23 protein-coding genes are annotated in these 25,234 nt (G+C 69.4%); 12 read left to right on the forward strand and 11 right to left on the reverse strand.

What is annotated here, in order from left to right:
• Positions 1-2 precede the first annotated feature (2 nt).
• Positions 3-446 carry a response regulator gene (locus ACQP2E_RS21125; RefSeq protein WP_433824647.1) on the forward strand — a complete coding sequence of 148 codons (444 nt, stop codon included), beginning with the start codon at positions 3-5 and terminating at the stop codon, positions 444-446.
• Positions 447-472: 26 nt separating this feature from the next.
• Positions 473-1,546 carry a winged helix DNA-binding domain-containing protein gene (locus tag ACQP2E_RS21130; protein ID WP_433824648.1) on the forward strand — a complete coding sequence of 358 codons (1,074 nt, stop codon included), beginning with the start codon at positions 473-475 and terminating at the stop codon, positions 1,544-1,546.
• A gap of 22 nt (positions 1,547-1,568) precedes the next feature.
• Here ACQP2E_RS21130 and ACQP2E_RS21135 read toward each other — a convergent pair whose 3' ends face one another.
• From ACQP2E_RS21135 to ACQP2E_RS21160, 6 genes are all read right to left on the reverse strand, one after another.
• Complete coding sequence (locus tag ACQP2E_RS21135; RefSeq protein ID WP_433824649.1) at positions 1,569-3,161, reverse strand: hypothetical protein; 1,593 nt, start codon at positions 3,159-3,161, stop codon at positions 1,569-1,571.
• A gap of 27 nt (positions 3,162-3,188) precedes the next feature.
• Positions 3,189-3,866, reverse strand: a complete 678-nt coding sequence (locus tag ACQP2E_RS21140) for a DUF6882 domain-containing protein (RefSeq protein ID WP_433824650.1) — start codon at positions 3,864-3,866, stop codon at positions 3,189-3,191.
• A 9-nt stretch (positions 3,867-3,875) separates the two neighbouring features.
• Positions 3,876-4,061 carry a hypothetical protein gene (locus tag ACQP2E_RS21145; RefSeq protein ID WP_433824651.1) on the reverse strand — a complete coding sequence of 62 codons (186 nt, stop codon included), beginning with the start codon at positions 4,059-4,061 and terminating at the stop codon, positions 3,876-3,878.
• A 12-nt stretch (positions 4,062-4,073) separates the two neighbouring features.
• Positions 4,074-4,949: an alpha/beta fold hydrolase gene (locus ACQP2E_RS21150; RefSeq protein WP_433824652.1), complete on the reverse strand. Its 876-nt coding sequence runs from the start codon at positions 4,947-4,949 to the stop codon at positions 4,074-4,076.
• Positions 4,950-5,019: 70 nt separating this feature from the next.
• Positions 5,020-6,393 (reverse strand): MFS transporter, encoded by a 1,374-nt coding sequence (locus ACQP2E_RS21155; RefSeq protein WP_433824653.1) that lies wholly within the window; start codon positions 6,391-6,393, stop codon positions 5,020-5,022.
• A gap of 163 nt (positions 6,394-6,556) precedes the next feature.
• Entirely contained in the window at positions 6,557-7,090 is a 534-nt protein-coding gene (locus ACQP2E_RS21160) for a GNAT family N-acetyltransferase (RefSeq protein WP_433824654.1), read from the reverse strand.
• 178 nt (positions 7,091-7,268) lie between these two features.
• Between ACQP2E_RS21160 and ACQP2E_RS21165 the strand changes: the two genes are divergently transcribed.
• Complete coding sequence (locus tag ACQP2E_RS21165; RefSeq protein WP_433824655.1) at positions 7,269-7,961, forward strand: carbonic anhydrase; 693 nt, start codon at positions 7,269-7,271, stop codon at positions 7,959-7,961.
• A gap of 4 nt (positions 7,962-7,965) precedes the next feature.
• On the opposite strand, the gene ACQP2E_RS21170 is transcribed toward ACQP2E_RS21165, so the two are convergent.
• From ACQP2E_RS21170 to ACQP2E_RS21190, 5 genes are all read right to left on the reverse strand, one after another.
• A complete protein-coding gene (locus ACQP2E_RS21170; protein ID WP_433824656.1) occupies positions 7,966-9,063 on the reverse strand; it encodes an SMP-30/gluconolactonase/LRE family protein in 1,098 nt (365 codons plus the stop codon).
• 90 nt (positions 9,064-9,153) lie between these two features.
• Complete coding sequence (locus ACQP2E_RS21175) at positions 9,154-9,801, reverse strand: response regulator transcription factor (RefSeq protein WP_433824657.1); 648 nt, start codon at positions 9,799-9,801, stop codon at positions 9,154-9,156.
• Positions 9,792-11,321 carry a sensor histidine kinase gene (locus ACQP2E_RS21180; protein WP_433824658.1) on the reverse strand — a complete coding sequence of 510 codons (1,530 nt, stop codon included), beginning with the start codon at positions 11,319-11,321 and terminating at the stop codon, positions 9,792-9,794. The genes ACQP2E_RS21175 and ACQP2E_RS21180 overlap by 10 nt, the downstream gene beginning before the upstream one ends.
• A 12-nt stretch (positions 11,322-11,333) precedes the next feature.
• Complete coding sequence (locus ACQP2E_RS21185) at positions 11,334-12,185, reverse strand: LacI family DNA-binding transcriptional regulator (protein WP_433824659.1); 852 nt, start codon at positions 12,183-12,185, stop codon at positions 11,334-11,336.
• 13 nt (positions 12,186-12,198) lie between these two features.
• Positions 12,199-14,628 carry a glycoside hydrolase family 2 protein gene (locus ACQP2E_RS21190; protein ID WP_433824660.1) on the reverse strand — a complete coding sequence of 810 codons (2,430 nt, stop codon included), beginning with the start codon at positions 14,626-14,628 and terminating at the stop codon, positions 12,199-12,201.
• A 49-nt stretch (positions 14,629-14,677) separates the two neighbouring features.
• Between ACQP2E_RS21190 and ACQP2E_RS21195 the strand changes: the two genes are divergently transcribed.
• The 9 genes from ACQP2E_RS21195 (at position 14,678) to ACQP2E_RS21235 (ending at position 25,219) form a co-directional block, all read left to right on the forward strand.
• Positions 14,678-15,817, forward strand: a complete 1,140-nt coding sequence (locus ACQP2E_RS21195; RefSeq protein WP_433824661.1) for an ROK family protein — start codon at positions 14,678-14,680, stop codon at positions 15,815-15,817.
• A 26-nt stretch (positions 15,818-15,843) separates the two neighbouring features.
• Positions 15,844-16,392: a hypothetical protein gene (locus ACQP2E_RS21200; RefSeq protein ID WP_433824662.1), complete on the forward strand. Its 549-nt coding sequence runs from the start codon at positions 15,844-15,846 to the stop codon at positions 16,390-16,392.
• Between the two features lie 104 nt (positions 16,393-16,496).
• Positions 16,497-17,522 carry a hypothetical protein gene (locus ACQP2E_RS21205; RefSeq protein WP_433824663.1) on the forward strand — a complete coding sequence of 342 codons (1,026 nt, stop codon included), beginning with the start codon at positions 16,497-16,499 and terminating at the stop codon, positions 17,520-17,522.
• Positions 17,519-17,938 (forward strand): hypothetical protein, encoded by a 420-nt coding sequence (locus tag ACQP2E_RS21210; protein WP_433824664.1) that lies wholly within the window; start codon positions 17,519-17,521, stop codon positions 17,936-17,938. Before ACQP2E_RS21205 ends, ACQP2E_RS21210 begins: the two co-directional genes overlap by 4 nt.
• Before the next feature lie 87 nt (positions 17,939-18,025).
• Entirely contained in the window at positions 18,026-18,277 is a 252-nt protein-coding gene (locus tag ACQP2E_RS21215) for a hypothetical protein (protein ID WP_433824665.1), read from the forward strand.
• Positions 18,278-18,395: 118 nt separating this feature from the next.
• Positions 18,396-19,265 (forward strand): hypothetical protein, encoded by an 870-nt coding sequence (locus ACQP2E_RS21220; protein ID WP_433824666.1) that lies wholly within the window; start codon positions 18,396-18,398, stop codon positions 19,263-19,265.
• Positions 19,262-22,927, forward strand: coding sequence for a caspase family protein (locus ACQP2E_RS21225; protein ID WP_433824667.1), 3,666 nt, complete (start codon positions 19,262-19,264; stop codon positions 22,925-22,927). The genes ACQP2E_RS21220 and ACQP2E_RS21225 overlap by 4 nt, the downstream gene beginning before the upstream one ends.
• Positions 22,924-23,754 carry a hypothetical protein gene (locus tag ACQP2E_RS21230; protein ID WP_433824668.1) on the forward strand — a complete coding sequence of 277 codons (831 nt, stop codon included), beginning with the start codon at positions 22,924-22,926 and terminating at the stop codon, positions 23,752-23,754. The genes ACQP2E_RS21225 and ACQP2E_RS21230 overlap by 4 nt, the downstream gene beginning before the upstream one ends.
• A 109-nt stretch (positions 23,755-23,863) precedes the next feature.
• Complete coding sequence (locus ACQP2E_RS21235; RefSeq protein ID WP_433824669.1) at positions 23,864-25,219, forward strand: cellulase family glycosylhydrolase; 1,356 nt, start codon at positions 23,864-23,866, stop codon at positions 25,217-25,219.
• Positions 25,220-25,234 lie beyond the last annotated feature (15 nt).

A 25,234-nucleotide genomic window follows, 5' to 3' on the forward strand; every position in this document is an offset into this window, starting at 1 on the left:
CTATGTCCGGGCTCTCGAGGTTGCAGCACATCCTGGTCGTCGACGACGACCCGGCGGACACCATGATGATCGAGGAAGCCCTGCTCGGCGTGGACACTCCGCCGGTTGTGCACTCCGTCGAGGACGGCCGCGAAGCCCTCGACTTCCTGCGCCGGCGCGGCCGGTACACCGAGGTCCCGCGCCCGGATCTGGTGCTGCTCGACCTCAACATGCCGCGGATGAGCGGCCACGAGGTGCTCCGGGACATCAAGAACGACGACGACCTGAAGAGCATCCCGATCGTCGTGCTGACCACGTCGACGGCCGGGCCGGACATCACGGCGAGTTACGCGACGCACGCGAACGCGTACGTCTCCAAGCCGATGGATCTGGATTCGTTCGAGGCGGCGGTCCGTTTGATCAGCCACTTCTACAGCGAGATCGCGGTGCTTCCGGCCGATTCCTGACCGCAATCGCGGATAGCGTCCGGGGTGTGAATCGCCGTGCACTCAACCGTGCCACCCTCGCCCGGCAGCTGCTGCTGGAACGCGCCGATCTGAGCGTCCCGGAGGCGCTCACCCGGCTCGGCGGCCTCCAGGCACAGACCCCGCATACCTGGTACGCAGGTTTGTGGAGCCGGTTGCGCGACTATTCTCCGGCGGACACGGCGGCGCTGCTGTCGACTGGTGAGATCGTCCGGATGGCGCTGATGCGCTCGACGATCCACCTGGTCACCGTGGATGACTGCCGGTGGCTGCGCCCACTGGTCGAGCCGGTGATCATCCGCAGCACGATGGGCGCGTTCGGCCGGCATCTCCGTGACCTGGACCGGGCGGCGCTGGTCGGCGCGGCCGCCGCGGCGCTGGCGGAGCGGCCGATGACGTTCAGCGAGCTGGGGAAGACCCTGGCTCCGTCGTTCCCGGGCCGTGATCCGGGTGCGCTCGCTCAGGCCGCGCGGATGTGGATGCCGCTGGTGCAGGTGCCGCCGCGAGGGCTGTGGGGCCGCAGTGGCAAAGCGGCGCATGCGCCACTGGCTCTGTCACCGTCGCGGGAAACGGCACAGGATCTCTTCCTGCGCTATCTCGCCGCCTTCGGCCCAGCGACGGTACGCGACGCCCAGCAGTGGTCCGGCCTCACTCGCCTCGCGTCAGCGGCGGAGACCCTGCGACCGAAACTGATCACCTTCCGTGATGCCGATGGCCGTGAGCTGTTCGACCTGCCGGACGCGCCCCGGCCGGACCCGGACACCCCGGCGCCGGCGCGTTTCCTCTACGACTTCGACAACCTGCTGCTGTCGCACGCCGACCGCACCCGCATCACCGGCGACACCGACTACACGGCACAGGGCTGGGGCGGCGCCAACATGGAACAGCCCCGCTCGATCCTGCTCGACGGCTTCGTAGCGGCAACGTGGCGGATAGCGATCACCCGCCGGGAAGCCGTGGTGACGATCCGCCCATTCCGGGCGCTGACCAGCGCCGAGAAGGCCGCCCTGGAAGAGGAAGGCACCGCCCTGGCCCTCTTTAACGCCCCGGCCGCCAGCCCGTCCGTGGTCTTCGCCGTGTGATTGTGATGACCACTCTGGCGGCTCAGGTGATTTTGGCGAGCCACGCGGGCAAACGATCGATAGTCACGAACTCATGGACGCGGTCATCGTGGAATGCCGCCGGAATCGGTTCCCGCGTCACGAACATTCCCCGAACCGCAAACGGCCCTGAATGTTCCCCAACGCCGAGGCGGGAAGCGACGATTTCTGGATCTGCAGCAACATCCAAGACCTTCAGCTGAAGCTGCCGCACATATGGCTTCTTGGCCCAGAAATACTTCTGCAGATTGCCTCTGATCTGGCGAGCAGAGAATGGTGCCGCGGAGTCTTTGGCCTCGATCACCCAGATGGTTCGCGTGTGCGGCACGACAACTATCGCGTCTATCTCTGTGCTGACCGATACCCCAATCGCCGCTGCCGGGCGATCAGGTTGACTTGTTCCAATGTTGACCGCATACGGCAACCCGGTGGCATCGAGGATGGCCGCGAGTTCACGTTCGAATCCGACGATAGGACGTATCCGTTCCCGACGCGCATCCAGAGACCTCTTCAAGTTCACGTCGTCCGGCGGGAGCCGCTCCGGCCACGTTCCCTCGATGAGCCGGCTCACCCACACCAGCAACGCCATCCTCTGCGCACCGCGCGGTGCCATCAAAGTTTCGTCGGCGAACTGAAGGACCGGCCTGCTGTACAGCCGAGCTTCGGCGCTGCGATATTGAAACAAGTCGATATCGTTCCGTTGCAGAAGATCCTGGCTCCAAACGAGTTTTCGGCCTGCCGCAACTGCTGAATCCGGGTCGGCGTGTGGCACCAGAGCGCGTACATTGTCGCGGACAGCTTGATCCAGAGCGCTAGCATCTTTGAAGCGGTATCCGACGGTATCTTTCTCCCCGAACTCGCTCACCCGGATCATGACCTGAAATGCAGCTAGAAGGTCGACGATCCCATGGCCGCGATCCCGCCGCATGGCGGCATCGATGTCATCGAATTCTTCTGGAATGTCGGCTCCCTCACGCAAAACGTTCACGAGGGCCGCCGCCAGCGTCACATCAACGGACCCTCGCGCCGGATCGCGATTGGCCATTCGGTGAAAATAGGCCTTCTCGAAACGGGAAATCCGGAACGGGAGCCTGTCCGACACATCGAACCTGATGAGACCGTCGCGAGTCAGCCGTGCGCCCTCGAAGATCGTCAGCCCCGACCTGACACGGTCCGCCACCGTACGTAAGTGGCATAGCTGACTTCCGAGCAGGCCCAAGGCTTCCAGATCGCGCGCGCTCGGCTCATGTCGGCGACGAACGCCCACCGATCTCCGCGCGGCGATCTCAAGAATCACGCCCCACGCCGTGAAACTCTCAGCATGAAACTGTGCCCGTGCGGGTGATGGAGAGCGCGCGACTCGCGCGCGGTACTGCGCGTCGGCATGTGCAGCGAGCACTCCAGCCGCGAATCGTTGCGTTTCGACCACGTCCAGAGCGGCTAGCCGCGAGCACAAATCGTGTTCCACGGCATCGGCGATCGCAGCAACGGTGCGACCTTCGGGATCGCCCTCCCACGGTCCGCGGCCAAGCCCCGCGACCCGCAACGACTCACGCAACGACTCGTAGACCTGATCACGCGCAGTTGGCGGACGCATAACCATCGATGTTAGCCGGATCACCGCTCAGCCCGGCTGAACCTGCCCTGAAACCCGGCCGATCCGCCCCTGCTCGTCGAACTCCACCCGCATCTCACTCCCGCCCGGGTGATGACCCACCACCAAACCCGGGCCGTCCTCACCGATCGACCACCCCTGCTGCCCGAGGAACGCCAGCAGCATCGCCCGGTGATCAACCGGGAACGCCTGGATCACCTGCCCGAGAACCAGAAACGCCCGTTCGGGCGACACCGGCTCGATCAGTGAGGCCGGCAACCCCTCCAGGTGGAAGAAGACCGCCCCGCCGTCATACGGCCCCCGGTAGTAACACCGGCCCGTCAACCCGGACGCGATCAACGCCAGCCGGGCGCCGTCCGCGCGCTCCAGGGGGAACGACGCTTCGGTCAGCTCGGCCACGCCGGCCTGTTCGCCGTACCCTCGAAGCCACTCACTCAGGTGGAGCAGATGCACCGGCAGGTTGCTGCCGGTGTTCGCCCAGGCCCACAGCCAGGAGCCGTGACTCCCGGAACCATCGCTCTCCGTCCCGAGCAGCTGCACCGGATAGCGCAGGTCCTCGCCGAACGTGACCACGCCCTCGGTCAGATCGAGCTGCCAGTCACGCTCCCCGATTCTGTCGGCGAGGGCGAGCTGCCGGGCGAAAGCGGTGGCCACATGCTGGGTGAACAATTCCTCGAATCGCGACACCCGGACACCCTATTGCGCAGGCCGGGACTGCTCCGCCTCGCTCTGCAGCGCCTGCCGCAGCGCGGCGACCTCGTCGGCGAGCGCCAGAACCGCATGCGCATGCGCAGCGGCGATCACCGCCGGAGTGCCCGGCAGCTTCCCGGACACGCTCGCCAGGAGCTCATTTGCCAGATGACGGTTACTCGCCTGCGCCATGCCACGAGTGTCTCATCCGGCCAGGAACGCCTTGATCCGGTCGGCCACCAGGTCCGGTGAATGCACCGGCAGGTCGTGCGACGCCCCCGGCACGATCTCCACCGTCGCCGCCGGCATGACCCGAGCCAGTCGCTGCGCGACTTCCCCCGCCGGATAAAGCGCACTTTTTTCACCAAGCAAAACCAGCGAGGGTACGGTCACCGCCTGGAGATCGTTGTCCGGCAACGGCGTGGGTACGGGTAACCGGCGCCGGAATTTCATCGTCAATGGAAACAGTGGCATCAGCTCGTCGTCACGCAGCGTGGCATTGCGAACGGTGGTGGCGAGCCGCCGCCGCACCGGCCGCGGACTGATCCCGGCCAGCCCACCGGCCATCAGCCAGATCCAGAACCGCGCACCGATCGCGCCGAACCCACCCGGGTCGAGCAGCGTGAGGCTGGCAGCCCGGCCGGGATATTCGAGTTCGTACCGCAGCGCCGCCCAGCCTCCGTACGACATCCCGACGAGATGCGCGCCGTCCAGCCCGAGCCCGTCAAGGGTCTCGTCGAGACAGCTGACGACGTCACGCTCAGCGGCGATCTTCCGGGTCTGCCGGGCCGCGCCGGGCTCACCGATCGGGTCGAGCGCGATCACGGGGTTCGTGGCGCCGAGCTTTTTCACGTAGTGGTACCAGGTGAGCGCGTTCCCACCGGCTCCCGGCAGCAGCACGATCGGGGTGCCGGTGCTGGCGCCGCTGCGGTACGCGACGGCCCGCCCGTAACCGGTCTCCACCGGGATCGGGGCGTCAGCACCGGGCAGGAGCCGGGCCAGCGCTTCGCGATAGGCCCCGTCGAAACGCTCACGGGCCCGCTCGGAGGTGAAGCCGCTGATTCCGTCCGCAGGTTCCATGCTGCGAACGTATCTTGATCTCAGCTCGACCAGATAGCCATCAAAGCGAAGTTCATCAGTCTCTCCCCGCTCACTCACCGGAGGGCTCACCGGCGGGCTCACCGGCGCCGCCGAGCGCCGCGGCCGCATCCTCGTTGTAGGTCCGCTGCCCACCCAGAACAACAAGGCTGCCGATCACCAGCGGAAGCAGCACCACCGTGTAAGCCCACCTCAACGACCCCGTGGCGTCCGACGCCAGCCCGATGAGCCACGGCCCCAGAGCGCCACCGAGCGTCACCAGCAACTGAAGCACCGCGAAGCCCAGACCCCGCCGGTGGGCCGCGACCACATCAGCATTCGCGGCGGTCAGGTTGGCGATGGCCGCCGCGAACCCCACGTTCGCGAGCGTGAAGCAGATCGCCTGTGGCACCAGCACCGGCACGCTGATCGCCCCCGCCAGGAACACCGTGCCGAACAGCAACGCCCAGCCACCGATCGCGACCCGGCGTTCATGCAGGCGGTCGCCGAGCCAGCTACCGGCGAGGATGCCACCGACGATGCCGACAAGGCCCGCACCGCCGCCGACCGCGGCCGCCGACGCCTCGGCGAGGCCGAACTCGCGTGTGTAGAACGACGGCATCCAGAAGAACAGCCCACCGAGGCCGAAGAACAGAATGCTCAACCCGACGATGACCGACCGCAGGGTCCGGATACGCAGCAGAATCGCCAGTTGCGTCCGCATCGGAACGGCCGGCTCAACGACGGGGGCCGGAGCGGACGCCGAACCCCCGCTGTACCACCGCGACAGCCCGTCACCGACCCCGCGCACCGGCTCCCGGACCGTCAGCACCAGCAGTGCGATGACCACCCCGGGAACAGCCACCAGGAAGAACCCGGTACGCCACCCGACCGTCTGCGCCAGCGCCCCACCGGCGATGACCCCGATAGGCAGCCCGGCAAAGTACGCCATCCGCTCATACCCGTAGGCCCGCGCCCGCCCGGGCCCCGGATAGAGATCCCCGAGCAGACTCGACGACGGCGGGTTGTACAACTGGCCGGCCGCCCCCAGCAGAACCCGGACGGCGAAGAGCGTCGCGTAGCTCCCGGCCAGCCCGGTCCCCACCGTCAGCAACGCCCAGACGGCAACAACCGCCGAGATGGTCCAGGTCCGTTTGCCGGTGTCGGCCAGCTTCCCGGCCGGCAGCAGCAGCACGATCGCGGCAAGCGCGCCCGCCGTGGCGATCGCCCCGCCCTGGCTGTCGCTGAACCCGAACTCCTCCTGGATCGTCGGCAGCGCCCCGGCCAGCAGGTTGTACTCCACGCGGTCGATAGCGGCGACCAGCGCCACGCAGATCGCCGGCCACCAACCGAACGGTGCGGCCGCGCCACGACGAACAGCGATCGGGGGACGCCCCGGATAGGCCGTCACCTGCTTGATCTGCTCGGACTCCTCGGTGATCGCCATCCCGGCACCCTACCCACAGGAAACAGTGTTTCGCTAGGGGACACAAGGCAACAACCCCAGGAAGAAAGCACCGGTGGCTCCCGGAACCGCCTGCTCCACGTCGGCTGACAACCTGGCACAGGCCCGGCCGGAAGCGGCCGGGCCTTCACGCGTACCCAGGACGTCAGGAACGAAGCTCGCGGATGATCTCCGTGCCGGACCCGGCGGGGGTTGTCGGGTCGCAGGCGACCCGCTCCGATTCGGTGAAGCCGGCCTTCTCCGCGACCTTGCCGGACGCGAGGTTCTCGGCGTCGTAACGGATGATCACCCGCTCGATGCCGGGCAGCGTGAGCGCCACGCGCGCGAGGACGCGCACCGCCGCGGTCATGTGCCCACGCCCGGCCCACGGGGTCCGCAGCCAGTACCCGATCTCCAGAACACCTGGTCCAGGCCGCGTCATCAGGCCGATCGAGCCGATCAACTCACCGATGGTCGTGAAGATCGCGTAATTGAACTCCTCGCCCTTCGCCCAGCTGTCCACCGACCGCTCGATGTAGGACTGCGACTCGGCGAGGTCGTAGGCGTCCGTCGCCCACGGCAGCCACGGCTTCAGCTCGGGAAGCGAATCGTGAATCGCGGCGGTCGCCTCACCGGCCCAGCCGGGCTCCCAGCGCTTCAGAACAAGCTGGCCGGCATTGATCATCTCGGGCGGTTCCATGCCCGGAATCCTGCGACACCCACCACGCCGACGCAAACCACATGGCGGTCTCGCTGGTGATGGCCGCCCTTTGCTCCCGCGAAATGATCTAGCCGTTGTCGCGCAAGCGATAGTTCACTGTGATCCGTCGATGCCCGGGTGCAGGATGTGTCGTCACCCTTCGATGGTTGGAGATGTCATGCTGCACACCTCGCTCCGCCGCCGCGCGCTGCTCGCCGCAGGTGGAGCTCTCGCCGGGTCGCTCACCCTGCCCGGCGCCGCCGCGGCCACCACCGCCAAGGCTCCGGAAACCCCCCGCGAGGCCCTGGAGGCGATCTTGGCGGGCAACCGGCGCTTTGCCGCCGGTCACCCGCGCCACCCCCATCAGAGCCTGGCGAGGGTACGCGAAACCGCCGCCGGCCAGGACCCGTTCGTGATCGTCCTCGGCTGCGCGGACTCCCGGGTCTCCCCCGAGGTGCTGTTCGACCAGGGCGTCGGCGACGTCTTCGACAACCGGGTGGCCGGCAACATTGTCGACGAGCTGCTGCTCGGCAGCATCGAGTACGCCGTCGAGGAGTTCGCCCCGCCGCTGATCGTGGTCCTCGGCCACGAACGCTGCGGCGCCGTGTCGGCCACCCTGAACGCGGTCCGCACCGGCGGTACCGCCCCCGGCCACATCGCGGCGATCGTGGCGGCGCTGACCCCGATCGTCACCCCGTACGTGAACGACCCGGACGGCGTGGAGAACGCGGTCCGCGCCAACGTCCGCGCCCAGGCCGAAGCCCTGCTGGGGACCAGCGACATCGTCCGCGAAAGCGTCGAGGGCGGCCACACCGCGGTGATCGGCGCCCGGTACGACCTGGAAACCGGCCGGGTCACCCTGGTGCACTGAATTCTCAGGCCGGCGGCGACATGACGCGGATGCGGTCGCCGGTCAGCGAGCCGATCAGCCAGCGGTCCCGATAGGGGACGACGTTCGCTGCGGCGGGTGCGGCGCCGACGAGGTGCCGCACCACGTCGCCGGAGTCGGTGAGCACCAGGATCGAGCCCGCCTGCGGCCGGTCCTCGTCGAGAAGCATCGACTGCGGCAGCCGGACCAGCAGACCGCGAGCCCACCGGTACGGGAGAACGTAACGGTCCAGGGCCGTGACCCGGTCGTAGAGGGCCAGCAGGAGCGTGCCGTCGGCGGCCCTGGTGAACCCGTCGGCCAGCCCGGGCAGCCCGTCGACAAGCACGTCGGCGTTGCCGGTGGCGAGCTGATAACGGGTGATCCGGTACCGGGTGGACTCGGCGACCAGGACCGCGCTGCCGTCGGCGGTCGCCACCACGCCGTTCGGGAAGTACAGCCCGGTCAGCAGCTCGGTGGTACGCCCGGTCGACGGGTCGAATCGCAGCAGGCGGCCGTGCGGGCGGCCCTCGATCAGGTCGTACAGCGAATAGGACGGTACCGCTCCGAGCGTACCCACGTGGTGTTGTGAACTGGCGTCGGAGAAGTAGATCGTCCCGTCCGGGGCGAGGGTCACGTCGTTGGCGAATCGGATCGGTGAGCCGCCGGCTGCGGCGGTGAGCAGACGGACACGACCGTCGGGCGTGACCGACTGCAGGCCGACGCCGTGGTTGGCGACGATGAGGCCGCCGTCGGTGGCGAAGACCAGGCCGAGTGGCCGGCCGCCGACCTGGGCGAAGACCTCGGCGCGTCCGGTGGCCGGGTCGACGCGCAGGATGCGGCCCTGCCGGTCGCCGGTGTAGACCAGGCCGCCCTCGTCGACGGCGAGGTCTTCCGGACCGTCGACCTCGGTGCCGGTAAGCGGCACGATGTCGCCGGCGGCGATCACGGCAGGTGCGGTGAGCGCCGCCGGCGGGTCCCACGCAACCGGCTCGAACGGCTCCACGGGCGGGTCGCGGAACAGCACGAACCCGGCGACCGCGAGGACGATCAGGACGAGCAGCGCCGCCGGAAATGTCACCCAGGCGCGGACCTTGGGAATCCTCATGCCCCGATCCTGGGATGCCGGGCCGGTCCGCAGAACCCGGCTGGCACGCGGTGAGGGTGCGGGTAGCCGCACCTCCCGCCGGTCAGGTGTTCAGGCGTTCAGGTATCGCAGCACGGCGAGAACCCGGCGGTGGTCGTCCGGGTGGGCCTGCAGGCCCAGCTTCGCGAAGATGCCGGTGCAGTGCTTCTCCACGGTACGTTCGGCGATGCCGAGCCGCTGCGCGATGGCCTGGTTGGCACGGCCTTCGGCCATCAGAGCGAGCACGGTCCGTTCCCGGCCGGTCAGCGCGCGCAGCGGATCGCCGGGGTCGCTGTGCCGGCCGACGAGCTGGTCGATGACGATCGGGTCGAACGCGGACCCGCCGGCCCCGACCTGCCGGACCGCGGCGGCGAACTCCGCCAGGTCGGAGACCCGGTCCTTGAGCAGGTAACCGACCCCGCCCGCTCCGCCGTCGAGCAGTTCGACGGTGTAGGTGACCCGGACGTACTGGGAGAGCACCAGAACACCGGTCTCCGGGTACCGGCGGCGAATCTCCCGGGCCGCGCGCAGGCCTTCGTCTGTGCGGGTGGGCGGGAGCCGGATGTCGACGAGCGCGACGTCGGGGTGGTGCCGGGCGACGCCGGCCAGCAGTGTTTCCGCGTCGGCGACGGCCGCGACCACGGTGAACCCGGCCTCGCCAAGCAGCCGGGCGATGCCTTCCCGGAGCAGCGTGTTGTCCTCGGCGATCACTACGCGCACGGCAGCACCGCCTGCACGCGGGTGCCGCCACCGACCGGGCTGGCGATCGTGACGGTGCCGCCGTTGTTGCGTACCCGATCGGTGATCCCGGACAGCAGGCCCGCGCCGCCGCGGCCGTCGTCGCTCACCTCGACCCGCAGCGTGCCGGCCTCGGTCCGGATGCGGATCTCGCCGTGCCGGGCGCGGGCGTGCTTGGTCATGTTGGCGAGGGCCTCGGCGATGACGAAGTAGGCGGTGGTCTCCACCGGTTCCGGCGGTGGCTCGGTGATCGCGGCGTGGATCGTCACCGGCAGCGGCGCGAGAGCCGCGAGTTCGCGGACGGCCGCTTCCAGGCCGCGTTCGGTGAGGATCGGCGGGTGGATCCCCTGGCCGATGGCGCGCAGTTCGTCGAGCACGGCGAGGGCGGTACGGCGGGCGTCAGCGAGCAGCGGCCGGGCTTCGTCGGGGCGGTCCGCGAGCACCGACTCGGCAAGGGCCAGGGTGAGCGGAATGGACAGCAACCGCTGCTGCACCCCGTCATGCAGGTCCCGTTCCAGCCGCCGGCGCTCGTCCTCGGCGGACCGCAGGATCCGGGCCCGGGAAGCGGCCAGGTCGCGCAGCCGGGCCCGCAGGTCAGCGGTGAGCCGCTCGTTGTCGAGAGCGAGCGCAGCGGCCGCACAGGCAGCGTCGATGAGCGCGGGATTCTCCAGCAGAGCCCGGTCATGAATCAGGACGGCAAGGTTCTCGTCACCGCGGTCGATGCGCGTCACCGCGACGTCCTCGGTGTCCCAGCCGGCATCCTCGCCGTCGGCCCCGACGTAACGGTCGGTGCCGGGCACCCGATAGGCAACCCGCAGCCCCGGATCATGCAACGTCCCGGCCAGCGCCCGCTGTATCCCGCCCGCTCCGGCGGGGGTGTTGAGCTGGACCACCAGGTTTGCCACGCCGGCCCTGTCGAACCGGTCGCGGAGCATGCCGGCCAGCACCGCGACCGGGATCGTCGCGAACGCGAGCGGCATCAGATCAGTCAGGTACGGCACCGGCGCCCCCGCGATCAACGCGGGTTTGCCGGCCACGAACAGGGTGGTCGCGAACAGCCCGGCAACCGTGACCGGCGCGAGCAACCGCCGCTGAGCAACGGTGCCGCGCCGCCACCGGCCCACCTGCACGACAGCTACCGCGACCCCGGTGAGCACCGCGCCGACCACACCCGCGCCGGCCGCGACATCCGGCGCCACGTTCTGCGGTGCCGGGTTCTGCGATGCCACCGCTTGGACCAGCGCGTAAACAGCCGCGCTCAGATAGGCCAGCACGGCGGCGGCCCGGGGACCGGCCCCGATCAGCCGTCCGGACGGGAACGCCAGGACGAGGTGGGCGAGCACTGCCGCCCACCATCCACCGACCGGCACCGGCGACCGGGAAACCATCCACAGCAGACCGGCCGCGACGAGCAGCGGCCCGGTCCGGTTACCCGGCCGCACCCACCAGGCCACGACCCCGGCAACGACAAACAGCAGGGCAGCACTCAGCACGGCTGACACCGGACCAGCATGTCACCCTTCGGCTCGGCCGCCTCCTGCCCGGGCCGGTGCCGGGCCGGTGCTGTCCCGGAGCTGGATGCGGACCGCCGGGCCCTCCCGATCCTCCGGCGGTGCACCGGCGAGGACCGCGAGGACCGCGTCGCCCAGGATCAGGCCGTGTTCGTGGACGTTCTTGCTCAGGGCTGACAGCGGGGGTGTCGCCAGTTCGCACAGTGGCGAGTCGTCGCAGGCCAGCAGGCTGATCTGGGCCGGGACCGCGATGCCCGCCCGGGTCAGCTCCTGCTCCGCCGCTACCGCCATCACGTCGTTGTCGAAGATCACCGCGGTGGGCGGCGGGTCGGCGGAGAGAAGTGCCCGGATGCCGCGTACACCCGATGCGGAGCTGTAGTCGCCTTCGACCTCGGTGACGCGTACCCCCGCCGCCGCCGACAGGGTGGCGGAGCGCTCAGCGGTGTGGATGAGGGTCGTGGGCCCGCTGACCCGCCCGATGTCCCGGTGTCCGAGAGCGATCAGCGCATCGATCGCTGCCGTCATCGCGGCGGCGTCGTCGGTGATCACCCGCGAGAAGAGTTCGTCACCCCGCCCGGCCAGAACGGCGGGCAGTCCGAGCGACGCCAGATGACCGGGCCGGACGTCGCGACGAACCAGGTTCACCACGACGACCGCAGCGACGGTACGGCCGGCCGCCCACCGGTCGTAGGCGGCGAGTTCGGCCTCCCGATCCGGCACCACCAGGAGCAGAACGCTGGCGCCGTGCGGACCGAGCGCCTCCTCCATGCCGGCGATGAGTTCCATGAAGAACGGCTCGACCCCGACCTGATCAGCAGCCCCACCCGCCAGCACCAACCCGACAAGCCCACTCACGCCGGCCGCCTCCTCAGCCGGTCAGCGAGTTCGCTGAGCGCAGCACCTCGGGCGCGGTGAACGCGGCTGGGTCCAGGGCCGCCGTCGTCGTGACCGAAAAGGTTCGGCTCTCGCCGGGCAGGAGATCGACGAGCATCTCGTCCACGCCGGCGTCCGGCGCGAGGCGATCAACCAGAAGAGCAAGATCCCTTGTGTACGCCGACGCGCTGACCGTCACCTCATATCCGGTGTCCACGGCCCGGACTCCGACCTCGACCGGCGACGGATCGAACGCCAGGTCGTAGTCCTCGGCGAACAGATGCGTCGCCCGCACCGGTCCGGCGTCGGCGACAAGAACCGTGCGCGTGGGGTCGCCCACCGGCAGCAGTTCTCCGACCGGGATGAGGCTCACGTCCCGCGCCGGAACCTCGAGGTCGACCCAGCGCTCCTCGAAGACTTTTCCGTCGAACCCGATGAGCCGGATCTGGGCACGGGACTCCCACGGAGCCTCACTGTCGTTGACAGCCGCCAGCACCGGCCCGCCGTCGCGAACCACGAACCCCAGCGCTCGCGGTTCATAAGCGGCCCGCAACGCGTACCACGCCGGCTTCAACCGCCCGGCCCCGTCGACCACGGCCCACGACGTCACCGGCCAGCAATCGTTCAGCTGCCACAGGATGCTGCCCATCGTCCGCGGTGCGTGCGACCGCAGATGCAGCACCGCATGCCGGGTGGCCCGAGCCTGATTCAACTGCGCGGCCCAATGCCACTCCGCGAAATCAGACGGCAGCCGCATGTGCCGCGAAATCCCGGCGTCGAGTTTCGCGTTGCCGCCTTCGGCCTTCTGGTGCAGCAGAAACGCCGCCGAATCCTTCCGCAGATCCGCGGCATCCAGCGACGACACCAATGTCGCCCAGGCCGGCGGCGCCTGCCAGCCGAACTCCGAGCAGAACCGCGGCACGAACTGATCGTGGAACGTGTAGTCCTCCCGGTTCCACGCCTCCCACTCGTGCCGTGTCCCGTACCGATCGTCATTGGGATGGGCGTGCGCAGCGAGAGGACTCGACGGGCTGCCCGGGTGATAAGGACGCGTCGGATCCAGCGAAGCCAGCAACGCCGGGAAATCCTCGTAGTAGTACCGCGCACCCCAGGTCAGCGCGCCGAGAGCCTCTTTCCAGCCCCAGTCCTGGTGTCCCCAGATGTTCTCGTTGCCGCCATTCCACAGAATCAGTGACGGGTGCGGAACGAGCCGGGTGACGTTCTCCCGCGCCTCAGCGAGAATCTCCGACCGGAGAGGCTCCTCCTCCGCATATGCCGCACAGGCCAGCGGAAAGTCCTGCCAGACCAGAATCCCCTGCTCGTCACAGACCTCGTAGAAATCGTCGCTCTCCCAGACGCCACCACCCCACACCCGCAAAAGATTGGCGTTGGCGAGAGCCGCGCGGTTCACCGCGCGCTCCACTCTGGTACGCGTGACCCGCGTCAGCAGGTGATCCTCGGGAATCCAGTTGAGTCCCCGCACAAAAATCGGCTGATCGTTGACCACCAGGGTGAAAGCCGACCCGTGCTCATCCGGCGTCTCGTCGAGCCGCACATCCCGGAACCCGACCCGGGAGTCGAAACGGTCCAGGATGTCGCCCTGATAGAGCAGCTTCACGGTGATCGGGACCAGGGTCTGGTCGCCGTACCCGATCGGCCACCAGAGCGGGGCGTCCTCCACGTCGATCTCGACGGTTCCGGAGCCGGTCGCGGCGGGCAGCGGCAGGCGGCGACGGCCGTGCTCACCGACGTAGATCTCGGCGACCAGGTTCACCTCGGCGGCCCGCTCGACGTCGACGACCACGGTCAGGTGGTCACGGGTCGCCAGCGGGCGGACGGCCGTGATGCGTGCGGTCTGCCAGCGTTCGAGGCGGACCGGTTTCCAGATGCCGGCCGTCTGCAGATCGGGTCCCCAGTCCCAGCCGAACGAGCAGGCCATCTTGCGGACCGCGTTGAACGGATGCGGGTACGGCCGGGGCCGCTCGCCGATCTCGTCCTGCAGCCGCTCGGCGTACTCGAGGGCGGAGGCGAACCGCACGGTGAGCGTCTGGCCCTCGCCGGTGATCAGCGTGCTGACGTCGAACCGGTACCCGCGGTGCATGTTCGCCGTCCGGCCGATCTCCACGCCGTCCAGTTCGATGGTCGCGACGGTGTCCAGGCCGTCGAAGACCAGGTCGAGGCGTTCACCAGCGGCGGCCGGTTCGGCGCGCAGCACGGTGTCGTACCGCCAGGAGGAGCGGTGGAACCAGGCGAGTGCCGCCTCGTTCTCGCCGAGATAGGGGTCCGGGATCAGGCCGGCGTCGAGCAGATCGGTGTGTACGGTGCCCGGGACGGTGGCGGGCACCGTACGCTCCGCGATCTCCGGCGGGACCGGGCCGCCGGTCGCGCGTACGGTCCAGCCGGTGTGAAGCTCGGTCTTGCGCATACCCATATTCTTAAGCTGCTGAATTAAGTGAGTCAACGAGGGGGCCGGGTTGGTTCGCTCCGCCAGGGGACGAGCGCGGGAAGCGATCCTCGACGCCATCCGCGCCGCCGAGCCGCTGAGCCGTGTCGAGATCGCCGCCGCGACCGGGCTCACCGAGGCCGCCGTCTCGATGACGGTACGCCGTCTGCTCGACGACGGCCTGGTCATCGAGGACGGCCGCAAACCCACCGCCGGCAAACCGCGCACCCTGCTGCGGCTCGACCCGGGCGCTCGCATTGCCGTCGGTGTCCATCTCGACGCCGGCGTCGCCACGTTCGTGCTGACCGGACAGACCGGCGGCATCATCTCCCGCCTGGCCCGTCCCACGAGCACCCCGCCGGCCGCCGACGAGCTGGCGGCCGGTGTCGCGGTCCTCCTCGCCGGCTCCGGCGTCGACGCGGCCCGCTGCCAGGGCATCGGCCTGGCCGGCGCAGCGACTTTCCGGGCACCTGCAGCGACTTTCCCGGCACCTCAGGAACAAGCAGATGAACTCGGTGACCGGCTGGCCTCGGCGACCGGGTTGCCGGTACTGGTGGAGAACGACGCGACAGCTGCCGCGGTCGGCGAGCACTGGGTCGCCCGGCTCGGCCCGGAACGGGCCTTCGCGGCCCTGCACATGGGCGGCCGGCTCGGTGCCGGCATCATCGTCGAAGGCCGGGTCCTGCGAGGCGGTGAGTTCGGCCATTTCTGCGTACGCCCGGACGGCCCCGAGTGCTGGTGCGGCTCGCGAGGTTGCCTGGAGGCGATGGCCGGTCCGCGTACCCTCGTCGCCCTGGCATCGGCAGATGCGGCGGCCGCGGCAGAGGCCGGCCTTGCACGCACCTCGCGGGGTGTGTCCGCGGACTTCGCGGCGATCGCCCGCGCGGCACGCGCCGGAGCACCTGCCTGCCGCGCGCTGCTGGAGGAATCCGCGAGTTACGTCGCGGCCGCGGCCGAGTCGGTGGTGAACCTGCTGGACCTGGACCTGGTCGTGCTGACCGGAGCGGGATTCGCGGTGGCGTCGTTCGTCTACGGCCCGGCCATCCAGCGCCGCATCGCCCCCGCCGACAGCCGGACATGGCATCGCGCGGTGACCGTGACGGTGTCGCTCGCGGCATCGACGGCATCGGCGACCGGAGCGGCGGCGCTCGTGCTCCAGCCCCCCACATAGGACTTCTCGCTCCTAGGATCGGCCACATGACGTCTCATGTGCGACCAACCGGACTGGTCACCGGATGCCTGGTGGCGATCTCCTTCGGGACCGTGTTCATCATGGTCAACAGCGGCGGCCTGGCCTCGCCGTGGCCGCTGGTCATCCGGCTGGCCGGGGTGATCGCCGCGGTGGCCCTGCTGGTGGCCCTCTTCCGCACCGCACGCACCGGCGTGGCCGCCACCGACCCGGACGTGCGCGGATTCACCGACCGCCGCTACTGGCTGGTCGTGGTGATCGAGGTGATCGCGCTGTTCGGCGGCCTCTATGTGATCAACAGCGTGCTGGAACTGCCCGAAGTGTCGATCGCCTGGGTGGCCACCGTGGTCGGTGTGCACTTCTTCGCGTTGGCCTGGGCCTGGCGGATGCCGATGTATCACTGGCTGGGCGCGGTGATGACGTTGCTCGGCCTGTCCGGTTTCGCGGCCTGGGCACTGACCGAGTCGGCGGCGGCAGTCGGGCTGATCGCGGGGGTCGGCTCGGGTGTGGCGCTGCTCGGCACGGTGGTGGCGGCGCTCCGGCAGGCCCGGGGGTAACCGGTCTGGTCGGCCCATGGCTGGATGGCCGCGTCGTCGGTTAGCGTTTCTTTCCCGCAGGTTCTGACTCTTTCCCGCAGGCTCTGACGGAAAGCGACGTCCACATGAGTGACGAGGTCCAGCCCGACGAGGCGCGGCGGGCCCGCGCGATCCGGGAGCGGGTGGAGAGACTCGAGCGGGATCGCGCCGGGCTGGAGCACGACCGGGCCGACCTGCGCCGCGATCTCGCCGAGGCGCGGGCCGTTCTGGAGGAGGTTCCCGAGCTGCGCCGGCTGGTGGCCCGGTTCGGCGATGTCACACCGGATGAGATGGACCGGCGCCGGGCAGAGGCGGCCGCGGCGGCGCAGCAGGAGATCGCTTCGGCGCGGGAGCATGCCGACAAGATCGTGGCCGAGGCGCAGGAGGCGGTGACCGAGGCCCGGGAGCAGCGGGACCGGGTGGCCGCCGAGGCTCGCGCGGAAGCCGATCGGGCTCTTGCTGTCGCTTCCACGGAGGCCGAGCGGGAAACCGCGCGGATTCTTGCTGAGGCGACCGATCGGGCCACTCGCCTGCTTGCCCTGGCTGATCCGGGCGACATGCGGGCGGAAGCGGAGAAGGTGCTGGCCGCGGCCCGCGAGGCGGCTTCGAAGATCGTCTCCGTGGCCCGGCGCGACGCCGAGTGGCAGGCCGCGGAGATCATCGCCCAGGCCCGCCGCGACGCCGAGCTGGCGGCCGCGGAGGTGCTCGCCACGGCGGCAGCTCTGCACGCGGACACCATCGCCCGGGCGGAGGAAGAGGCCGAGGCGGTGCTCGCGGCAGCGAGGAGGAGCGCCTTACCGCAGAAGACCGCGGCACCCCAGGCCACGAAGAAGCCGGACGTTCCGGCGCCTGATCGGGTGCTGATCCGGGACCGCCGGAAGGTCACGCCCGAGAAGCCATGGATGGGATTCGAGGTGGCGGTTTTCGGATACTTGATGCCGCAGGTTCGCGCCTACATTGAATGGGCCGAGTCCTATCTGGAGAAGCGGCCGGCCCGCTATCCGCAACCGAAACGACCCTTCTCGGTGGTCTCCGGCGGATACAACCAGGAGCAGGTCGACAAGTACATCAACGAGCTCGACGGCCGGCTGCGCAAAGCGATGGGCCGATGACGGAAAGCGACGTCCACATGGGTGACGAGGTCCGGCCCGCCGAGGCGCGGCGGGCCCGCGCGATCCGGGAGCGGCTGGAGAGGGTGCAGCGCGAGTTCGCCGTGCTGGAGCACGCCCGCGCCGACCTCCGGCGCGACCTCGACAACGCCCGGGCGGCGGTCACCGAAACCGAGGAGCTGCGCAAACGCCTGGCCCGGTTCGGCGACGCCACACCCGAGGAGCTGGAGCGGGGATACGCCTCGGCCGACGTGGACCGATACATCGATTGGGTGATGCTGTTCCTCGACATGAAGCCGGTCTCGCGCCGCCGTCCCCGGCGCGAGTTCAGCACGGTCACGTGGGGCTACGACCGCCAGCAGGTCGACACGTACCTCGACCAGCTCGACGCCACGGTGGCAACAGCATCGGCGGAGTGAACGCGGCGCTGTTCAGCCTGTTGAGGCCCAGAGGGCCGACGCTCGGAGGCGCGCAACCCCACGGCTACGGCTCCGGCGCCCGAGAGAATGGTGGTCCGGGACCGGCGGAGGATTGAAGTCAACAGGTCCGCACCGGAGTTCACCGTCGTCACCGGCGGATACGACAAGTCTCAAGCCGACGCCTACACCGATTGGGCGACGGCCTTCCTGGAAAAGCAGTCCGCCGGCTTTTCGCAGCCCAGCCGCGACGTCAACGTGGTCCTGCGGGGGTACCGGCCGCGCGAGGTCCGCGATTACCTGGACGAACTCGATGCCCGGCTCCTCGAAGCACAGCGGTGATCCGGCAGGCGTTCACACGAAGGGACCGGCAACATTGGACTGACGGTCGGTTTCGCCGATACCCGATTCTCAGTTGCATGTCATGTACCGAATCGATCGAAGGGCGGGCACACGCGGGATGACAAGCGCCACCGCCGAACCGGCGCCCCGCGACGACCGCCGCCTCCAGGCGATGCGGAACCGCCTGGAGAAACTGCAGGCGCAGCTCGCCATCCTGCAACACGCCAAGGCCGACGTGGACCGGAAACTCCACGACTCGCTTGCGGAACTGGCCGATGCCCGTGCCCGTCTCGATACGTTCGGCGAAATCAGCCCGGCTGACCTGCAGAGCATGCACGCCTCGGCCTCGCGCGCCCTGGCGGACGCTCGCGCACGCGCAGAAGAGATCGTCGCCGGCACGGAGAGGATAGCCGCCGAGTCCTGGGACAGGGCTCAGGTCCGCATCGCTGATGCGGAGAAAGAGGCTCAACGCCGCAGCGACGAAAGGACCGACGCCGCTGAACGCACTGCGAACGAACGACTCGCGATGGCCGCGTCGCGGGCTGCCGACCTGCTGGCGCTGGCCGACCCGGACGATCAGAGAGCCCAGGCCGCTGCCGAACTCGCTGCCGCGAAACAGGAAGCCGAAGCGATCATCGAAGGAGCCCGGGTCGAGGCCGCCTGGCACACGTCGGCGGCGAAGCATGAAATCAGAAGGTTGCGGGCCGTACCAGCGGGCAAGGTTCACACGGCGCGTGAAACGCGTAGAGCCTCGTTCCTCCCTCCCTGGCGAGTTCCGCCGATACCGATATTCAGTAGCGACAGGCGCGGATACGACAAGGACGAGGTGGACCTGTACATCAGGTGGGCTCACGCCTGGCTGGTCGGAGACACCGACAACGCGTCCCCCGATCGCGAATTCACCTGGCCCGTGCGCGGAGGGTACGACCGCACCGAGGTCGACACCTATCTCGAGTCTCTCGACAATCTGCTTCGGGGGATCACATGACGATGCGGAAAGCGGTCCTCATCGGCATCGAACGTTTCGGCGGGACCGCACCCGCCGCCGATCCGGAGATGCCCTCCGACGACGAGTGGCCGTCGCTCGACATGGCAGCCGCGCGGGTCAAGGCGCTCGCCGCCACCCTCACCCGCTTCGACTACGACTGCGTCATCCCGGAGGACACCCGCCAGCTGCGCGCCGCCGACCTGGCCGGGCAGTTCTGGGCGGCCGCGAACGGCCTCGACCGAGACGACCTGCTGGTGCTGCACGTGCTGAGCCACGGCAAGGTGGAGAACGACACGCTCTACGTCATCGGGTCGGACGGGAAACATCACACGCTCAGCGACGTCTCCACCTGGCTTCGGAAGATCACCGACTTTCCCGGTTCGCCGCGCACCCTGTTCCTGCTGGACCTCTGCTCGGCCGGCACCGCGGCCCGGCTCGACTGGCAGGCCGCCACCGCCGACGGCTCCAGCCGGGTCTGGGTGATCGCGGCCTGCGCGCCGGACACCAAGGCGTTCAACGGCCGGTTCACCGAGGCGCTGGTCAACGTGCTGGGCCGGTACGCCGACAACGACGGCGACGTGCACGCGACCCGGTCGCACATCCCGCTCGAACTGATCGGCCGCAGCGTGCGCCGCGAGGTGGCACGGCTCGCCACCGAGCAGCGCGCGCTGCCGCAGCTGGTCACCGGCAGCCTGCTGGACATCACCGCCGATCAGCCGGACCTGCCGTTCTTCGTGAACTCCGGGCACACCACCGATTCGCGCAGCCTGGCCAGGGCGAACGTCGACGTGACGACCACGCCGTTCCTCGACGACGTGGACGAGTCGCTGGACGCCGAGTTCTTCATGGAGCGCGCTTCCGGGTACCAGACCGGCGGCGTCGGCTGTTTCAGCGGCCGCAAGGACGAGCTGAAGATCCTCTCGGACTTCTTCAACGGCTGGGGCAACGCGTCGCTGCGGGTGGTCACCGGCAGCCCGGGCGCCGGCAAGTCCGCGCTGGTCGGAGTGCTGGTCTGTGCCGCGCACCCGATACTGCGCGAACCGACCCGGAAAATCTGGCGCAAGGCCGAATGGGCGCCGGGTGAGTGCCGCGACTTCGCCGCGGTGCACGCCCGCCAGCGTACGGCCGATGAGGTTCTCGCCGCGATCGGACGGCAGCTCGCCATCGAGCCACGTGGGAGCGAGCACTGGCACGTCGAGGACTTCCTCGAACAGCTCGCCGCGCGTACCGAAGCTCCTTTGATCGTCGTGGACGCCCTCGACGAGGCGAGCCAGCCGCGTGAGGTGCTGGCCCGGATCCTGATGCCGCTGGCCACGCTGGTCCGCGCGGACCGCAGGGCAGGCTGCCGGCTGCTCGTCGCGATGCGGCCGTGGGAGGAGTTCGGGTCACTGCGCGAGCTGGCCCAGCGCGGCGGCGGCCTGGTCGACCTGGACACCGTCAAGCAGGACGTGCTGCGCTACGACCTGTACCGATACGTCGACGACCTTCTCGCGTGCCAGCCGCCGTACGACGACTCGGAGTACACCGGTCCGCGGGCCAGCTTTGCCGACGGGGTGGCCCGCGCCCTCACCGCGCACCGGGCCCGCGGGTCCGAGCAACGCTGGGGCGAGTTCCTGGTCGCCGGCCTCTACACCCACCACCTGGTGACCAGCCGCGATCCGATCGCGGACAGCCGGGAAGCGGCCGCGCTGGGCCGGGCGGTGCCTGTCACGCTGCCGGAACTGCTCGAAGTGGATCTCGCCGCCCGGACCCACATCCGCTGGCTGCGCCCGGTCCTGGCGACCCTCGCGCACGCCCGCGGCCAGGGCATGTCGCTGGAGACCGTCCGCAACGCCGTCGTCGCGTTCGCACCCGGTGAGAGTGTGCCCGGCCCGTCCGCGATCACCGCGGCGATCCGCGCGGCACGTTTCTACCTGCGCCACGCGGCCGATGTCGACGGCACCACCCAGTTCCGTCTGTTCCACCAGGGACTCGCGGATTACCTGCGCAAACACCACCAGGGCCGGGACGCGACGGACGAGGCCGACGCGGTGACCGCACGCCGGCTCACCGCAGCGCTGCTCGCGCCGATCGACGGCCCGGAGCGCCGCTGGGACGAGGCCGAGCCCTATCTGCTGCGCAACCTCGTCCAGCACGCCCTCGACGGCGAGTGCCCGGAACTGCTCGCCGAAGATCCCGAATTCTTTGTGTACGCGGACCCCGAAGCAGTCACGGCCCTGCTGGAGAAGCACGAGCCGGCTTGGCTGACCGCCGCCGACTGGGCAACTCTGTTCCCCGCGACCGACGGTTCGAGGCTGTCCCGCCGGTACGCCCTGGCCCGCCACGCGCTGCGCTCCGGCGCCGCTGTCCGGAGCCGACTGGCGGCACGCCTGCGCTGGCAGCCGGCGTGGACAGTGCGGCCGTCGGAGATCACCGAGGACGCGGACCTGGTTCTCTCACCTACGCCGGCATCCGCGATCCTGGTCGCCAGGGTGCGGCGCCGCCCGTACGCGATTGTCGCCACCCGGTCCGGGACGCTCGCCGTCTGGCAACTCGCCGAACACCGCCGATCCTGGACCGTGCAGGTGACACCACCGGTGACCAGGATCAGCGTGCGGGGGACCACGCTTGTCACTCACGACGCCTTCGGAACGGCCCGGGCGTACGACATCCGGTCCGGCACGCCTGTGGCCGGCATCCCGGATGTCCCGGAGGTGCCGGCCGTGGCGACCGAACGCGGCCCGATGCTCATCGTCGCCAGCCCTCAGGGCGGCGTCCGCCTCTTCTGGGACGAGCCCGAACCGGTACCGTGCGGGCTGTTCGACACGGCCCAGCCGGTGACCGCGCTGGACGCCACAGCAGGGATGGGCGTCGTCCACATCACCACTGTCGAGGGCGACTCCATCGTGGTGACCACGTGGAGCGTGCGCAAGCACCGCGTCACCCGCCGCGAGACGATCGGGTACGCCTCCGGCATCCACAGCGTCTCCGCGGTCCGCTGGAACAACAGCCACGTCGTGGTGACCAGTGGTGCCGACGTGCGTGCCTGGATGGCGACTTCCCGGCCGACGAGGCGCGCCACACCGCACACCCTGACGGTCTGGCCCGAGTTCGCCGCCATCGGCACCGACGCCGGCACGATCATCGTGCACGACACGGCGTCCGGTGAGCTCGTCACCAGGATCCCGCAAGCTCACGACAGCCCGGTCAGCTGCCTGCGCCTCGCGTCGGTGGCCGGCCGGACCGTCGTCGCCTCGGCTTCGAGCACCGGAGACCTGGCCGTCTGGGACGTCTCCACCGGCGAATGCATGCTGTACCACCCGACCGAAGCCGTCGCCGCACCCTGGTCGATCGGGGTGACCGAACTCGGTGGCCGGCTGGTCGTGATCGCCTACGGCAACGACGGCTCGACCCGGATGACCAGCAACGACGTGGCTCTCGCCGGACCACGCGCCGAGGAACGGGCCGGGCGGACGGGTCTGCCGATCACCGACCGCGGACTGGTCGTCGAGGCCGATCGGCTCGGGTTCCTGCACATCCTGGACACCTGGAGTGGCCGCCGGGTGGAAACCATCACGATCGGCGCGCCGTTGTCCCAGGTGAACTCGACGCACGACGAGCAGATATTGCTGCGGCTCGCCGACAACGATGTCGTTCTCTACCAGCCGAAGGGCCTCCGATGACCAAGGCACCCGTCCTCGCCGTCCACGGCATCTGGAACCGCAAACCGGGCACCCCCGCCGAGCGTGCCGCCACCCTTTCCGCGCTCTGGACCGGGAAACTCGCCGACGGTTACCGCGACGCCGGGCTCACCGGCCCGTCACCGGCGATCGCGGCCGCGTACTACGCGCACCTGCTCGACGACCAGGCCCAGGGTGACGACGATTTGGAGACGCTGACGCCCGAGGAGCAGGCCTGGGCGTGGGACTGGATGCAGACGGCCGGCGTACCCGAGGAGGTCTCCCAGGGTCCGATGACACGTCCGCTGCGGCAGGGTCTTGACTGGATGTCACGGCACTGGGATCCGGGCGCCCGCGCGATCGGCCGGGTCATGACGGCCACGCTGCGGGAGGTGTACGTCTACATGACCCGCCCCGGCGTCCGGGAACGCTGCCGTCAGGTCGTCATCGACGCGATCGACGACAGCGGCGCCCGGATCGTGGTGGCGCACTCGCTGGGCTCGGTCGTCGCGTACGAGGCTCTGTGTGCCAATCCGGACCGGGAGATCGACCTGTTCCTGACGCTCGGGTCGCCGCTCGGGCTCAAGGGCGCGGTCTTCGACAGCCTGATCCCGGAGCCGGTGAACGGCAAGGCGATGCGGCCGGCCGGGGTGGGTCGCTGGGTGAACATCGCGGACCCGGGTGACCTGGTGGCGCTGCCGATCGAGCTGGGCGGCCGGTTCCCGGTCGACCACCACGACACGGCGTACATCGGGAAGGTGGACTTCCACACGCTCGGCGGCTATCTGTCCAGCGGACTCACGGCGGGTGCGCTCCACGCGTACCTTTGAGGGATTTTTAAAGGGCTTAAGTTTCTCCCCTCCGGACGTTGACAGGGGTGGATGCCTCGGCGCATGTTGGGAGCGCTCCCGAATCCTGCGTCCCCCAGGAGGAATCCCCATGAGATCGAAATGGTGGGGCGGCTTGGCCGCTCTGCTCTGCGGTGCGGCGGCCGTCCTCGTCGCCGCACAACCCGCTCAGGCCGCCACCGGCTTCAGCGTGTCCGGTACGACGATCGTCGACGCGAACGGCAGTCCGTTCGTGATGCGCGGCGTGAACCACGCCCACACGTGGTATCCGTCGCAGCTCTCGTCGACACTGTCCGGTGCCAAGGCCCTCGGGTCGAACACCGTCCGCGTCGTCCTCGCGAGCGGCCAGCGCTGGACCAAGAACGAGGCATCCGACGTCAGCAATGTGATCAGCCAGTGCAAGGCGAACCGGCTGATCTGCGTCCTCGAAGTGCACGACACCACCGGGTACGGCGAACAGGCCGGCGCCGCCACCCTGGCCCAGGCCGTGGATTACTGGATCTCGGTGAAGGCCGCGCTCGACAGCCAGGAGAGCTTCGTCATCCTGAACATCGGCAACGAGCCCTACGGCAACGGCACTGCCGCGTCGTCCTGGACCGCCGACACGAAGTCGGCGATCAGCCGGCTGCGCGCCGCCGGATTCCAGCACCAGATCATGGTGGACGCGCCGAACTGGGGCCAGGACTGGCAGTTCATCATGCGTGACAACGCCGCCTCGGTCTTCGCCGCCGACCCGAACCGCAACACCGTCTTCTCGATCCACATGTACGGAGTGTTCGACACCGCCGCGGAGATCACCGATTATCTGGGCCGCTTCCAGAGTGCCGGCCTGCCGGTCGTGGTCGGTGAGTTCGGATTCGACCACTCGGACGGCAATCCGGACGAGGACACGATCCTGGCCACCGCGCAGGCGCGTGGCATCGGCTATCTGGGCTGGTCGTGGAGCGGGAACGGGGGCGGCGTCGAGTACCTCGACATGGTCACCAACTTCAATGCCGCCGCGCTGACGACGTGGGGCCAGCGGATCTTCAACGGCGCGAACGGCATCAGGGCGACGTCGAAGGAGGCGACCGTATTCGGAAGTTCTCCTTCGCCTTCACCCTCGTCGCCGTCTCCCTCCTCCTCCCCCAGCACCCCGCCGCCCTCTGGTGCTTGCACCGCCTCCTACGCGGTGTCCAACTCCTGGCCCGGCGGCTTCCAGGGCTCCGTCACCGTCAAAGCAGGCTCGGCCGCGATCAACGGCTGGACCGTGAGCTGGACCTGGCCCAGCGGCCAGCGCTTCAGCAGCACCTGGAACGCCTCGGTCACCACCTCCGGCGAAACCGTGACCGCCCGCAGCCTCGGCTACAACGGCTCGCTGGCCGCCGGCGCGTCCACCAGCTGGGGTTTCACCGGGACCTTCACCAGCACCAACACCGCACCGGTAGTCACCTGCACCACACCCTGACCGCGTATGACGCCA

The sequence above is a fragment of the Actinoplanes sp. CA-015351 genome (assembly GCF_050955685.1).
GTDB lineage: Bacteria > Actinomycetota > Actinomycetes > Mycobacteriales > Micromonosporaceae > Actinoplanes.